At 57.8% G+C, this 13586-nt stretch carries 11 protein-coding genes; 9 read left to right on the top strand and 2 right to left on the bottom strand.

Translation table 11 applies throughout. From position 1 onward, the window contains the following. Positions 1–274: 274 nt before the first annotated feature. Both rhtA and ALQ04_RS20490 read left to right on the top strand, forming a co-directional pair. Positions 275–1159 (top strand): threonine/homoserine exporter RhtA, encoded by an 885-nt coding sequence (rhtA, locus tag ALQ04_RS20495; RefSeq protein ID WP_122317562.1) that lies wholly within the window; start codon positions 275–277, stop codon positions 1157–1159. Positions 1160–1354: 195 nt separating this feature from the next. Beyond that, on the top strand, positions 1355–1669 hold the full coding sequence (locus ALQ04_RS20490; protein WP_122317561.1) for a hypothetical protein: 315 nt from the start codon (positions 1355–1357) through the stop codon (positions 1667–1669). A 23-nt stretch (positions 1670–1692) separates the two neighbouring features. Here the strand turns inward: ALQ04_RS20490 and ALQ04_RS20485 are convergent, their stop codons facing one another. Together ALQ04_RS20485 and ALQ04_RS20480 are read right to left on the bottom strand one after the other, a co-directional pair. Then, the gene (locus ALQ04_RS20485; RefSeq protein WP_122317560.1) at positions 1693–3501 is read right to left on the bottom strand and encodes an aminopeptidase P family protein; all 1809 of its coding nucleotides are present in this window, start codon (positions 3499–3501) and stop codon (positions 1693–1695) included. Between the two features lie 58 nt (positions 3502–3559). Next, positions 3560–4738, bottom strand: coding sequence for an aminotransferase class V-fold PLP-dependent enzyme (locus tag ALQ04_RS20480; protein WP_122317559.1), 1179 nt, complete (start codon positions 4736–4738; stop codon positions 3560–3562). A gap of 919 nt (positions 4739–5657) precedes the next feature. Between ALQ04_RS20480 and ALQ04_RS20475 the strand changes: the two genes are divergently transcribed. The 7 genes from ALQ04_RS20475 (at position 5658) to ALQ04_RS20445 (ending at position 13584) form a co-directional block, all read left to right on the top strand. Next, positions 5658–6443: a hypothetical protein gene (locus ALQ04_RS20475; protein WP_122317558.1), complete on the top strand. Its 786-nt coding sequence runs from the start codon at positions 5658–5660 to the stop codon at positions 6441–6443. 63 nt (positions 6444–6506) lie between these two features. Continuing rightward, positions 6507–7628: a DegT/DnrJ/EryC1/StrS aminotransferase family protein gene (locus ALQ04_RS20470; RefSeq protein ID WP_122317557.1), complete on the top strand. Its 1122-nt coding sequence runs from the start codon at positions 6507–6509 to the stop codon at positions 7626–7628. A gap of 5 nt (positions 7629–7633) precedes the next feature. Further along, positions 7634–9148, top strand: a complete 1515-nt coding sequence (locus ALQ04_RS20465; protein WP_122317568.1) for a lipopolysaccharide biosynthesis protein — start codon at positions 7634–7636, stop codon at positions 9146–9148. 3 nt (positions 9149–9151) lie between these two features. Further along, on the top strand, positions 9152–10084 hold the full coding sequence (locus ALQ04_RS20460) for a glycosyltransferase family A protein (protein ID WP_122317556.1): 933 nt from the start codon (positions 9152–9154) through the stop codon (positions 10082–10084). Continuing rightward, positions 10074–10526 (top strand): low molecular weight protein-tyrosine-phosphatase, encoded by a 453-nt coding sequence (locus ALQ04_RS20455; protein ID WP_122317555.1) that lies wholly within the window; start codon positions 10074–10076, stop codon positions 10524–10526. Before ALQ04_RS20460 ends, ALQ04_RS20455 begins: the two co-directional genes overlap by 11 nt. Beyond that, positions 10527–12743, top strand: a complete 2217-nt coding sequence (locus ALQ04_RS20450; protein ID WP_122317554.1) for a polysaccharide biosynthesis tyrosine autokinase — start codon at positions 10527–10529, stop codon at positions 12741–12743. It begins immediately after the preceding gene. 52 nt (positions 12744–12795) lie between these two features. Beyond that, positions 12796–13584 carry a WbqC family protein gene (locus tag ALQ04_RS20445; RefSeq protein WP_122317553.1) on the top strand — a complete coding sequence of 263 codons (789 nt, stop codon included), beginning with the start codon at positions 12796–12798 and terminating at the stop codon, positions 13582–13584. The last annotated feature ends 2 nt before the right edge of the window (positions 13585–13586 follow it).

Genomic DNA, 13586 nt, shown 5'->3' with positions numbered 1-13586 from the left:
GACCGAAGCCCTTCTTCGCTGACCGACCTGACTAAACACTTGTAAATTATTGATCTACAAGGCTTTTTCAGTTCCGCCTGCGCCGGAAGTGGGGCGAATTATAGAGAGATTAAATCGCCCGTCAACCGTTAATTTCGTTTTGGTCAAAAGAGATGCGCCACGCCCTCTCTACATAAAGAAAAGCCTCCACGATGCGCAATATATTGCCCATATCTGTATCATGGTGCATCACATTACCCATTACCACCTGCTTAAACCTGGATACACAACCGAAATGACTGACAAGACCCGCCCCGCCTCCATCATCTTTCCCCTGGGATTGCTGATGATCGCGATGGCATCCATTCAAAGCGGCGCGTCACTGGCCAAAAGTCTTTTCCCCGCGGTAGGAGCACAAGGCACCACTACTCTCAGGCTGATCTTTGCCAGCTTGATCCTGCTGGTGATATTGCGCCCCTGGCGAGCACGCCTCACGGCGAGGTCGCTGCGCACGGTCGTCATTTATGGCATCGCCCTGGGCGGGATGAACTTCCTCTTCTATATGTCTCTGCAAACCATACCGCTGGGCATTGCCGTAGCGCTGGAGTTTACCGGGCCATTAGCGGTCGCCCTGCTCTCCTCGCGAAAGAGCATCGACTTTCTATGGGTGGCGCTGGCTGTTATCGGTCTGCTGCTACTCATCCCCACCGTACAATCCAGCGCCAGTATCGATCCACTCGGGGCCGCCTACGCACTCGGGGCCGGAGCATGCTGGGCGCTCTATATTCTGTTCGGTCAGAAGGCAGGGGCAGATAACGGCATCCAGACCGCCGCACTGGGGGTCATCATTGCCGCCATTTTCATCGCGCCTATCGGAGTAGTGCATGCAGGTTCGGCCTTGCTCGACATTTCGCTCATACCAGCTGCCCTGGGTGTCGCGATACTTTCGACAGCCCTGCCCTACAGCCTGGAGATGGTCGCCCTGACCCGCATGCCTGCCCGCACCTTTGGCATGCTGGCAAGTCTTGAGCCGGTTTTCGCGGCATTGTCCGGCATGCTTTTCCTGCACGAACACCTGACTCTGATGCAGTGGCTGGCGATTGCCGCCATCATTCTGGCATCGATTGGCGCCACTGTGACGTCATCTCCCGAGAAAACCCGGCTAGTACCTGCCGATTAAGCCCATCAGAAAGACCAGTAACGCTTTTGCGTGTCAGAGCACTAGCATTTGTCACGCACATGAGCCATGTTTACGACTTAGTTGATTCTCGTTTCGTGGAAATCACGACCGGAACTCACATTACGACGTCATTATCCAATTACAAGGACTCAGGCCAGACGCTTGACTTTGAATAATGACCAGTTAAGGAAAGGCATGAAATACATCTTTATCGTACTGGCGCTAATCACCGTCGCGGGATGCGCGGCAACCTCCAAGCCTGTCACCCAGGGCAAACGAGGCATCCACATCAATTGCTCGGGCCTGTCCTCGTCCTGGGAAAAATGCTACGAACTGGCAAGCAACGCTTGCGTGTCGAAAACCTACAAGGTGATCGCCAAATCCGGAGACGCCGTGGAGGATCCGGGCGACTATCCGTTCGGCCTCAACCCGGCAGGCTATACCAGCCGCAGCATGATCATCGTGTGCCGGAAAAGCTCACCGATAAGCGAATCAGCGTCGAAGCCCTGAGGCCTCGACGCCAGCAGTCAGTGTCAGACCGCTGCTGTGCGGACCTTCAGCCACTGAAGCGCCGCACCCTGCAGCAGCGGACTCAGACGCTCATTGACGTGAGCGTGATAGCTGTTGAGCCACTTGCGCTCATCCTCGCTCAACAGGCTGATGTCCAGACAGCGCGTATCGATCGGGCATAGCGTGAGCGTCTCGAACCGCAGGAATTCACCGAACTCGGTTTTGCCTGCTTCCTGGTTGATAACCAGGTTCTCGATTCGCACCCCCCAACGCCCCGGTCGGTAAGTACCCGGCTCAATCGACGTGATCATCCCCGGCAGCATGGCCGTCTGTGGCGTGGCAGCCGCCTGATAGGCAATAACCTGCGGCCCTTCATGCACATTCAGGAAGTAACCGACGCCGTGCCCGGTACCATGCCCGTAATTGACTTCATCGGCCCAGATTGGCGCACGGGCGATGGCGTCGAGCAATGGCGACAGGATGCCCTTGGGAAAGTGAGCACGTGACAGCGCGATCACGCCCTTGAGCACCCGCGTACAATCCTGCTTTTGCTCGGCGCTGGGCGTACCCACCGGCACCATGCGCGTAATGTCGGTCGTGCCGCCCAGATACTGGCCGCCGGAGTCGATCAGCAGCAGGCCGTCTCCCTCGATCAGCGCATGCTCCTCTTCAGTGGCACGATAATGCGGCATGGCACCGTTGCCGTTGAATCCGGCGATGGTGGCAAAACTTGGCGAAACATAGCCGGGACGTCGTTGGCGCGCCTCGGTCAGTTTTTCATCGATGGTCAGCTCGCTGATCGGCAGCCGACCGGATGCGCCGTCCAGCCAGGCAAAAAACTCGCACAGTGCCGCGCCGTCCTGCTCCATGACCTGACGGATATGCCCGGTATCGGCTTCAGTCTTCTGGGATTTGAACAAGGTGCTCGGATTCAGCCCTTCGACCAGGGTCACTTCGCTGTCCAGGTAATCGAGCAGGCCACAGGTCACCCGCGCCGGATCGACCAACAAGCGCGCATCCCTGGGAACCTCACGCAACGCCGCACCGATCTGGGTGTACTCCAGCAGGTTGATGCCATCACGCAACAGGCTGAGGCGCACCTCGTCGCTGACCTTCTCCGAAGCCACGAACAGCGTGACACTCTGCGGTCCGATCAGGGCAAAGGAGATGAACACCGGGTTATAGGAAACGTCTGTCCCGCGCAGATTGAACAGCCAGGCAATGTCATCCAGGGTCGCGATGAAATGCCAGTCGGCGCCGCGCTCGACCATGACCTGACGCAGCCGGGCCAGTTTCTCGCCCCGTGGCTGCGTAGCATGCGGTGGCAGGTGCTCGAACACCGGATTGGCAGGCAAGGCAGGACGGTCATGCCATAGCTCATTGAGCAGATCCATGTCCGTACGCAACCTGGCTCCACGGGCGTACAACTTGCTGGCCAGACTCCGCGAAGAGGCAACGGCCAGTACCGCACCATCCACTGCCACGACACTTTCAGCCTGGGCCTGATCGGCGAGCCATTCCAGAGGCCCCTGCTGGCCGGGAAGCAGCTTGACCAGTTCGATCCCGCTGCCCGCCAGTTCCTTGGTGGCCTGTTCCCAGTAACGACTGTCGGCCCAGACACCGGCGAAATCCTGAGTGATTATCAGCGTCCCCACGGAACCGTGGAAACCGGAAAGCCATTGCCGCCCTTGCCAATAGCCAGGCAGGTATTCAGAGAGATGGGGATCGGCCGAAGGCACCAGATAAGCGTCGATCTGTTCCCGGCTCATCAGCGCGCGTGTTTGCGCCAGACGTTCAGCCACTCCTGTACCGGCTTTGGATTGCGTACTCATTGACTCTCCTGCTGACCCTGAATTGACAGTTATAGCGGGTCAGATAATGGAGCACCGATCAAGACTGAGCAACCGCCCAGAATGCAGGCTGGATCAATGAAGCACGAATAAGCCCGGCGGCGCGGTCGATATCCTGCTCGCGCGTGAAGCGTCCCAGGCTCAGGCGAATGGTCTGGCCAGCCGCCTGTGCGCTGTGTCCCAGCGCCAGCAATACATGCGAAGGCGTGTTCTTCGCGGAGTTGCAGGCCGATGTGGAAGAGAACGCCAGGCTGTTGCCAAGCGCAGCGATATTGAGGTCATTCTTGCCGAAGGTCAGGCTCAGGGTATGGGCGATGCGTTGCTCCTGACTGCCATTGATGCGCAGGCCGGGAATATCCGCCAGATGCTCACGCAGACGCAGGTTCAGGCGCTCGATATGCGCGATTTCCTCTTCGAGCGAATCGGCGGCCAGGGCGAAGGCTGCGCCCATTCCGGCGATCTGGTGAGTAGCCAAGGTGCCCGAACGCAGGCCGCACTCATGCCCGCCGCCATGGATCTGGGCCAGAACCCGTTGTTCGGCACGCGGACCGACATACAGCGCACCAATGCCTTTGGGACCGTAGATCTTGTGAGCGGAAAACGACATCAGGTCAACCGCCAGCCCGGCAAGGTCGATCGCCAGCTTGCCGGCGCCCTGAGCCGCATCGACATGAAACAAGGCTCCGTGCTCGCGAACCCGCTGGCCGATTCCGGCGATGTCGCTAACCGTTCCCAGTTCGTTGTTGACCAGCATCAGCGACACCAGCAAGGTATCGTCGCGCAGTGCTGCACTGACAGCCTCGGGCGTGATCAGGCCATCGGCGTCGGGAGCAAGATAAGTGACCTCGAACCCCGCCGCTTCAAGTTGCTGGGCCGTGTCGAGAATGGCCTTGTGTTCGATCTGGCTGGTGATGATATGCCCGCCGGCTTTCGCCGTGCGCAGCGTATGCGCCTGAGCCACACCCTTGAGTGCCAGGTTATTGGACTCGGTCGCACCGGAGGTCCAGATAATCTGCCCGGCTTGCGCACCTACCAGCCCTGCCACTTGCTCACGAGCGTATTCAACGGTCAGGCGCGCCTGCTGGCCATATGCATGAGAACTGGACGCCGGGTTACCGAAATTGCCGGTTAACCCCAGACACTTGACCATCACCTGAATCACGCGCTCGTCCACAGGTGTGGTAGCGGCGTAATCGAAATACAGCGCAGAATTTTGCATGAACAGCCCTCTGAATTGCCCAGCCCGGCATTGCGAACTGCTTACCTGATCGACCGACCCAGTCCATTCCCTGAAGACCCTTTTCAAGGCCCGGTACGTTACAGATCCCGCCATTAATGATGCATGAAATTTGATAGAACCAAAAATTATTAATTATTATTTATATATTCCATTTAGAAATAAAACACATTGACAACAGTCAAGGATGCAACCATCAAGCCATCCTTGCCTGCCAAGGCAATGTCCATCGTCTTCAGCTCGGGACGGGCTCTGGCACAACACTATCAGCCGGGATTGACCACACGGCAGTCACGCCGTTTACAGACTCGCTTGTGTAAACCCGCCCAAAAAATGGCATTTCTCAGCTCGCGGGAACATGCTGTTTTTTTGACTCTGTTTAAAATCAATCACTTAGTTATTTCGTGAAACTGTTTATCAATTATTTAACAGAAAGCTGACGAAATAATTTGACAGAATCGCTGACGCTACCAATATATAGCTCTGTCAGACCCCTCCTGGACTTTACGTAAATGCCACAGAGCACAACGCAGGATTCGGTCAAGCCGTAGTTTCTGTTCTGCCCACGATGTTAGTTGTTTCCACGGTGCCTTGTCCTCGCCCCGCTGGATGTCTGTTGACTCATGAAACCCTTGAAAATTACTGAACGTGTTCGGTGTGGCGGTAGCTTTGTCTGAAGCAATCGCTCCCCTGGCAGGTTCAGTCAAGCGGGTGTGGGTGCCGTCTGTATAAGGCCTGAATCACGTTTTTCGATCTTGATCGCTCGCAATGCAGTCGCGAGCCAATGTCCAGAAACGATGGATTCGGGCGGTAGCGTGCCCAGATATCGAGTAGTCAACAAACCAGGCCAGCAGTTTCGCTTTTGGTTTTTCGTCTCCACCTGCCCAGAGGTGTAATTGAAATGCCACTTATTCCCGCTTTCGACTCACAGCACATTCAGCACCTGGCCGACGATATCGATGCCAATGGCTTCACCCTGCTCAAGAATATGTTGAGCAAGACCGACCTGGAGCAATTAAGGGCATTTACCGATAGCCGCGCAGAGAAGCATCCCGGTGAATACTTCGCGTATCACGGTGAAAGTGCACTGGCTGAAAGTTTGCTGGCCAGCCTCTGGTCGGATCCGGCATTCAAACAGTTGATGGCCGGTCTGTATCGGCACGCGGCCCGGCAGGACAGCCCCAGCGAGCAGATATTCCCGGTGTTGCGTTGCATCCAGGGTTCGCAGGGCATGCGCGAATCCAATTGCTTCCACTTCGATGCCAGCCTGGTCACCGCTCTGATTCCGATCTACATCCCGCTCAACGGCGAGGAATGCGGCGATCTGATGCTGTTTCCCAATGCCCGCAAGTTGCGCAGCAGTGTGCTGCGCAATGTCATCGAGAAAGCATTGCTGCAAAACCGCTTCAGTCGCTGGATGACCTGTATCGCCATCAAGCGCGGCTGGATCACCCCCAAGGTATTGAAGCTGGAGCCCGGCAATATCTACCTGTTCTGGGGCTACCGCTCCCTGCACGCCAACCAGCCCTGCAGTCCTGGCTTGAAACGCGCCACGGCCATCCTGCATTTCGGTGACCCGCACAGCGGCAGTACGGCAACCAGCATGATCCTTGGCATCAATCAGGGCCGGGCCGCACGTGTCAGTGCCAGGACCAGCGTATCGCCTCCGGAAACGTCCGCGCCCTGATTCCCGCAGCAAACAGCCGCTCACCCGCAACAACACGACCCGACGACAGACATGGAGGCTTCGATGATTAACGTAACCAAGACGTACCTTGGTGATATCGACAAGTTCAAGGCGTATGTCGAGGGTATTTACGCGCGAGGCTGGCTGACCAATCACGGACCACTGGTAGGCGAGCTGGAAAGCCGGCTCAAGGACTATCTGGGGGTCAAGCACATTATCCTGACCAACAACGGCACGCTGGCCCTGCAAGTAGCCTATCGCGCCCTGGGTCTTAGCGGCAGCGCCGTGACTACGCCGTTCAGCTTTGTAGCGACCACCAGTTCCCTGCAATGGGAAGGTATCCGGCCAGTCTTTGCCGATATCGATCCGCAGACCTGGAATATCTCGCCACAACACATCGAAAGCTGCATCAGCGAAGACACCAGCGCCATCGTGGGCACCCATGTGTTCGGCAATCCTTGTGCGGTCGACGCAATCGAGCAGATCGCACGCAAGCACCGGCTCAAGGTGGTCTACGACGGCGCCCATGCATTTGCGGTGCGACATGCTGGCCAATCCGTGCTCAATCGCGGCGATATCAGCACCCTGAGCTTTCATGCGACCAAGCTGTTTCACACCATCGAAGGCGGCGCGATCATTACCAATGATGACGAACTGGCACGGCGCGCCTACCTGCTGTGCAACTTCGGCATCGCCGACGTCGACAAGATCGACGGCATCGGCATCAACGCCAAGCTCAACGAATTCTCGGCCGCCATGGGGCTGTGCATTCTGGACAATATCGAGAACATTCTCGAAGAGCGCGCCGAAATTGCCCATCGCTACACTTCGCGTCTGGAAAGCTATCTGGACCTGCAACAACCCGAAGCCGACAGCGAACTGAACCACAGCTACTTCCCGGTGGGCCTGCAGGACGAACAGCACTTGCTCAGAGTCCGCGCCGCGCTCAATGCGCGGGGCATCAATCCGCGTCGCTACTTCTACCCGTCGCTGGACACCCTCGAATATCTTCAGCCACAACCGGGGCAAGCGGTATCGCGGGCCTTGAGCGAGCGGGTGCTGTGCCTGCCCATCTACCCCGGCCTGCAGCGTGAGGATCAGGACAGGGTCATTCATACCCTGATCGAAGAATGCAGCCTGGGCAGCGTCAGCTATCAAAGCCCTGTCATTGCTCAGGCCATCTGATGGCCATGGTCAGCAAACGCTCCGTCATCGGCAATACCGCGCTGAATTACGCCGGGCAGGCTTATGTGATGCTGGTGGGAATTCTGATCATGCCGTTCTACCTCGGCCATCTTGGCGCCGAGGCTTACGGCCTGATCGGATTTTTTACCGTCATGCAGGCCTGGCTGCAATTGCTCGATGCGGGCCTGTCGCCCAGCCTGGTGCGCGCCGTGGCCCATCACCAGGGCTACCCGGCAGGTAACAGTCATCAAGGGCGGATTCTGCGCTCGTTCGAGATCATGTTTCTGCCTCTGGCAATTCTCAGCGCCCTGGCGGTATATGCCGCCAGCCCGTGGATTGCCGTGCACTGGCTCAACGCCCAGACCCTGCAACCACAGACGCTGATCAACTGCATCGGCCTGATGGGCGTGGTGATTGCCCTGCGGCTGTATTCGACGTTGTACAAGAGCGGTATCCAGGGTCTGGAACAACATGCCTGGCTGAATGCCGTCAATATCATCATCGCAACCCTGCGCTATTTCGGCGGACTGTTGCTGGTGAGCAGCTTTTCCCAGGACCCACAGGATTTCTTTGAATTCCAGGTCGCTATCGCCGCACTCGAAACCCTGATATTCGCCAGCCGGGCCTGGCGGCAAATGCCGGTGGCCCGCTGGCTGACCGGCATCGACTGGCAACTGGTCAGGCCGATCCTGCCATTCGCTGCCAGCATCTCGCTGAGCAGCGTGCTGTGGATCGTGCTGACCCAGATCGACAAAGTGCTGCTCTCGGAAATCCTGCCGCTGGATCAATACGGCTATTTCTCGCTGGTCGCACTGATTACCACCGGCATCATGATGCTCACCAACCCGTTGGTGCAGGCTTTGCTGCCGCGCCTGACAGTGTTGGTGGCCGAAGGTAGCCATCAGGACATGCATGCCCTGTTTCTGGCCGCCAACCGTTTCGTCTGCACCTTTCTGTTCCCGCTGGCAGCGATTGTCGCGCTGCACGCCGAGCCGCTGATCTATGCCTGGACCGGCGATCAGGCGGCGGCCCAATGGGGTCGCTCGGTGCTGTGCTGGTACGCACTGGGCAGCGCAATCATGGCGGCCAGCGCCTTTCAGTTCTATCTGCAATACGCCTACGGGCAGATGCGGTTGCACATCTGGTACAGCGTCATTTCCGCGCTCGTCACAGTGCCGGTCATGTTTCTGGCGATTCATTATCAGGCGGCGTATGGCGCAGCCCTGGCGTTCTTTTTCCTCAGGGCAGTGTCGTTCGCGATCTGGCCGATGATCGTTCATCAGCGCCTGGCACCGGGGATTCACGGCCAATGGCTGCGCGACATCCTGCGGATCAGTGCCATGACCGCGGTCGGGCTGGTGTGCAGCGAACCGGTGTTTCAACTCATCGCCGGGCAAAGCCGCACCACCGTGCTGCTGGGGCTCGCCGCCAGTGGCCTGATCACCCTGGCGCTGGTGGCGGCAAGTTACAAACCCCTGGCGATGAAAATCTACTTTCTGTTCAGCAAACCGAGTACATGAGCCATGGATGCCACGACAAAAAACCTGCGCCCTGACAACGCCGAACCGTTATTGAGCATCGTCTGCCCGGCCTATAACCAGGAGGCGTTCATCAGGCAGACGCTGGATGGCTTTCTTTCCCAGCAGACAAGCTTCAGCTATGAAATCCTGATCCATGACGATGCCTCGACCGACGCGACCGCACTGATCATTGCGCAATATGCCAAGCGCCATCCGAACATCATTCGGCCCTTCTATCAGGAAGAAAACCAGTACCGTCAGGGCAAGCCCTGTGTGCCCGAACTGTTCGGCAAGGCTCGCGGCCGTTACATCGCCTATTGCGAAGCCGACGATTACTGGACCGATCCACGCAAGCTGCAACTGCAGGTGGACTTTCTGGAAAGTCACCCCGACTACGCCATCACCTATCACGATGCCATCGCCTTCGATGAGCACGGTCAATATGGCGTGCAGTTGCAAGGCAAGTTGCGCGCCGACGCCAGCGCCCTCGAACTGCAGATGGCACGGCCGATTTCCACCCTGACGGTGTGTTTTCGCAACGTATTCTCCAGCATGCCGCCCGAACTCAAGCCACCGATTGCGCCGCTCAACGACCTCTGCTGGTGGTCGCTGCTGGGGGCGTTCGGCAAGGGCAAGTTCATCGCCGAGATCAAGCCCGCCGCTTACCGCCTGCACCCCGGCGGAATCTTTTCCATGCGCAGCAACAAGCGAAAGATCCACATGAGCCTGCTGACCTTTTCGAGCCTGGCCAACTACTACAACCGACTCGGCAATCAACAGTTGTACGAGCACTTCCTGATGCAAGTGGTGGGCCTTTCGCTGTCGGCGCTGGTGCCGCGCAACAAGTTGCAGGCGCTGCTGATGGTGGCGCGCAACTTCATCGTCAATCTGGGCAAGCGACTGATGCCCTCCGCCGGCAAACACCATGTTCAATAACGTACTGGTGGTCTGCGTCGGCAATATCTGCCGCAGCCCCATGGCCGAAGCCCTGCTTCGGCATCGACTGGCATCCCCGGGGATGCTGATCCACTCGGCGGGCATCAACAGCCTGCCCGGCTCATCCATCGACCCGCTGGCAAAGGCCGTGTTGCAGTCGCACAACGTCCCGGTCCGTCGCCATGAGGCGCGTCAGGTGAGTCGACAACTGCTGCGCCAGGCAGAGCTGATTCTGCTGATGGAGCAGCCGCACATTCTGAACATTCTGAAACTGGCGCCGGAAGTACGTGGCAAGACGTTTCTGATCGGCAAGTGGCAACCCAAGCAGGAAATAGCCGACCCCTACCGGGGGCCCCAGTCAGCCTTTGAGCAGACCTATGAGCATCTTTCGCGATGCGTCGACGACTGGCTTCCTTATCTTCAGTCAGGAGAAACAAGATAAATGACCGTCATGAACCGTTCTTCCCTGGATTACTACCAGGACACCCGGGTCGATTTGGCAACTATCTTGCGCATGCTGTTCGACCACAAGGCTCTGATCATCTGGACCGTCAGCCTGTTCTTCCTGGTCGGTCTGGCTTACGCAATTCTTGCCACGCCGGTATTCCAGGCCAACGCCATGATCCAGATCGAGCCCAAGAAAGTCGGGATCGAAGGCACGCCTGAGGTCAGCAACAAACCCATGTCGGTTTCCCAGGCCATGACTGAAATCGAGCTGATCAAGTCGCGGGCCTTGCTCGGCAAGGTGGTCGACGACCTGAAACTCAATGTGATCCAGAAGCCCGATGTGTTCCCGGTCATAGGCCCTTATCTGTATCGCACGTTCAAGCCGGAATACGAAGGCGCTCTGGCCGAACCCCTGTTCGGGCTGGACCAATACGCCTGGGGTGGCGAGAAGATCGAAGTCTTCCAGCTGGAAGTCCCGGAAGACCTGCTGGGCGAAAAGCTGACGCTGGTGGCGGACAAGCCCGGTTCGTTTTCCCTGTATGACGAGGACCATACCTTGTTACTCAGCGGCGCCACCAATCGCACCGTCGAAGGTCACGGGGTGAAAATTCAAGTCGCCAACCTTGTGGCTCGCCCCGGTACGGAGTTCACCGTCTCTCGGCTACGCACCCTGAGTGCGGCGCTGATTTACCAGAATCGCCTGAAGATCACCGAAGCCGGCAAGGACTCGGGGATCATCTACCTGTCCATCGAGGACGATGACGCCAGGCAGGCCAACCAGATCCTCAATGAAGTCAGCCGCCTGTATGTCCGGCAGAACGTCGAACGCAGCTCTGCCGAAGCCGCACAGCGTCTGGAGTTCCTGCGCTCGCAACTGCCGATGGTGCGCAAACAGCTGGAAGAGTCGGAAGTGGCCCTGAACAACTTTCAGACCAGCGCCAAATCGGTGGACTTGAGCATCGAGACCAAAGGCGTGCTCGACCAGGTGGTCAAGCTCGACTCCATGCTCTCGGAACTCAAGCTCAAGCGGGTCGAACTCGAACGGCTCTATACCCGCGAACACCCGACCTACCGCAGCCTGATGAACCAGATGACCCAACTGGAGCAACAGAAACAGGGCCTGCTGAAAAAGATCGAAGCGTTACCGCTTACCCAGCAGGAACTGCTGCGCCTGACTCGCGACATGCAGGTCACCAGCCAGACCTACACCCTGATGCTCAACAAGAGTCAGGAACAGGACATTCTGCGCGCAGGCAGTATCGGTAACGTGCGGGTGATCGACAATGCCGATACCAACGTCGAAAAACCGGTCAAGCCGATGAAGAAGCTGATCGTGCTGATTGCCACGCTGCTCGGCGCGTTGGTCGCAGTTAGCATCATCTTTGTCCGCCAGGCTTTCTATCGCGGAGTGGAAAGTGCCGAGTTCATCGAGAATATCGGCATGCCGGTCTACGCCTCGCTGCCCTACTCGCGCCAGCAGGAACGTCTGGAAAAGAACCTGCAAAATCGTTCTGCCAGCAAGGACTCGAAGCTGCTGAGCATTGCCGCACCGACCGAGCTGGCCATCGAATCGCTGCGCAGTCTGCGTACCAGCCTGCACTTCGCCATGCTTGAGGCGCGCAACAACGTGCTGATGATTTCCAGCCCGTCACCCGGCGTCGGCAAATCGTTCGTCTCCAGCAACCTGGCAGCAATCATCGCCCAGACCGGCAAGCGAGTCCTGTTGATCGATGCCGACATGCGCAAGGGTTATCTGCACCGGGTACTTGGCCTGCAGCCCAAGCACGGCCTGTCCGACACGCTGGCCGCACGCCTGAAATGCACCGAAGTCATCAACCACACGCAGATTCGTCATCTGGATTTCATTTCATGCGGTTTCGCAGCCCCCAACCCTTCCGAACTCCTGATGCATGACAACTTCAACAAAATGCTCAGCGAGCTTTCACCGCTGTACGACCTGATTCTGATCGATACCCCGCCCATCCTTGCCGTGACCGATGCAACCCTGGTGGGACGCCAGGCGGGCACCTGCCTGCTGGTCGCCCGTTTCGGCCTGACCACGATCAAGGAAATCGAAGCCTGCAAACGCCGGCTCGGGCAGAACGGCATTCTGATCAAGGGCGCCATTTTCAATGCCGTCGTGCGCAAGGCATCGAGTTCCGATTACGACTGCGCTGCCTATGGATACAACTACAACCCTGTCCACAAATGAAATAACCGAAGCCGCCCTTACCTCTCAAACCATCCACACCAAGGAGTTACACATGGCCAGGACCATAGCAATGATGCAGCCATACCTGTTCCCTTATCTGGGTTACTTTCAACTCATCGCAGCAGCAGATGTCTTCGTCCTGGGCGACGATCTGCAATATATCCGGGCAGGCTGGGTCAATCGCAACCGGATCCTGTGCAACGGTGAAGCCAGGCTGATTACCTTCCCGCTGAAGAAGGACCACTTCGAGCTGCCGATCATGCAGCGGCATCTGGTCGACAATTTCAGCGAAGAAGCCAGCCGTGTCATCAATCTGATTACCCAGTGCTACCGCAAGGCGCCGTACTTCGCTCAAGTCATGCCCCTGATCGAGCGCCTGATCCGCTTCCCGCAGCAGAACCTTGCGCTGTATGCCGAACACTCGATTCGCGAGCTGTGTGCATACCTGCAGATCATCACGCCGATATTGCGCGGTTCCGACCTGAAACTGACGTCGTGCACCGACAAACAGGACCGGGTCATCAATATCGCGCACACCTTTTCGGCAACCACCTTTCTCAACCCGATTGGCGGCCAGGAGTTGTACGACCGCGACCGCTTCGCCCGCAACGGCTTGCTGGTGCGTTTCTTCAAGATGGATCGGATCGTCTATCAACAGTCTGCACAGCCGTTCGTGGCCAATCTGTCGATCATCGATGTGCTGATGTTCAACAGCCTGGAGCGCGTTCAGGAACTGCTGGGGCATTACAGCGACAATGAAAGCGTTGCCGCCAACGATCCCTATCTTCAGCTCGGCACGGAAGCGGTAGCGACCCTGTCTCCACAGCTTGCGGCGGAGTGAAC

Origin of the sequence: Pseudomonas cichorii (genome assembly GCF_003700275.1) — a bacterium.
Taxonomy (GTDB): domain Bacteria; phylum Pseudomonadota; class Gammaproteobacteria; order Pseudomonadales; family Pseudomonadaceae; genus Aquipseudomonas; species Aquipseudomonas cichorii_B.
The sequence above is the reverse complement of the archived record's forward strand: the minus strand, read 5'-3'. Positions and strand labels throughout refer to the sequence as shown.

Coding starts and splice junctions, on each gene's coding strand:
- ALQ04_RS20460 (WP_122317556.1), top strand. CDS start 9,152: ATGGATGCCACGACAAAAAACCTGCGCCCTGACAACGCCGAACCGTTA.
- ALQ04_RS20470 (WP_122317557.1), top strand. CDS start 6,507: ATGATTAACGTAACCAAGACGTACCTTGGTGATATCGACAAGTTCAAG.
- ALQ04_RS20475 (WP_122317558.1), top strand. CDS start 5,658: ATGCCACTTATTCCCGCTTTCGACTCACAGCACATTCAGCACCTGGCC.
- ALQ04_RS20450 (WP_122317554.1), top strand. CDS start 10,527: ATGACCGTCATGAACCGTTCTTCCCTGGATTACTACCAGGACACCCGG.
- ALQ04_RS20445 (WP_122317553.1), top strand. CDS start 12,796: ATGGCCAGGACCATAGCAATGATGCAGCCATACCTGTTCCCTTATCTG.
- rhtA (WP_122317562.1), top strand. CDS start 275: ATGACTGACAAGACCCGCCCCGCCTCCATCATCTTTCCCCTGGGATTG.
- ALQ04_RS20490 (WP_122317561.1), top strand. CDS start 1,355: ATGAAATACATCTTTATCGTACTGGCGCTAATCACCGTCGCGGGATGC.
- ALQ04_RS20465 (WP_122317568.1), top strand. CDS start 7,634: ATGGTCAGCAAACGCTCCGTCATCGGCAATACCGCGCTGAATTACGCC.
- ALQ04_RS20480 (WP_122317559.1), bottom strand. CDS start 4,738: ATGCAAAATTCTGCGCTGTATTTCGATTACGCCGCTACCACACCTGTG.
- ALQ04_RS20485 (WP_122317560.1), bottom strand. CDS start 3,501: ATGAGTACGCAATCCAAAGCCGGTACAGGAGTGGCTGAACGTCTGGCG.
- ALQ04_RS20455 (WP_122317555.1), top strand. CDS start 10,074: ATGTTCAATAACGTACTGGTGGTCTGCGTCGGCAATATCTGCCGCAGC.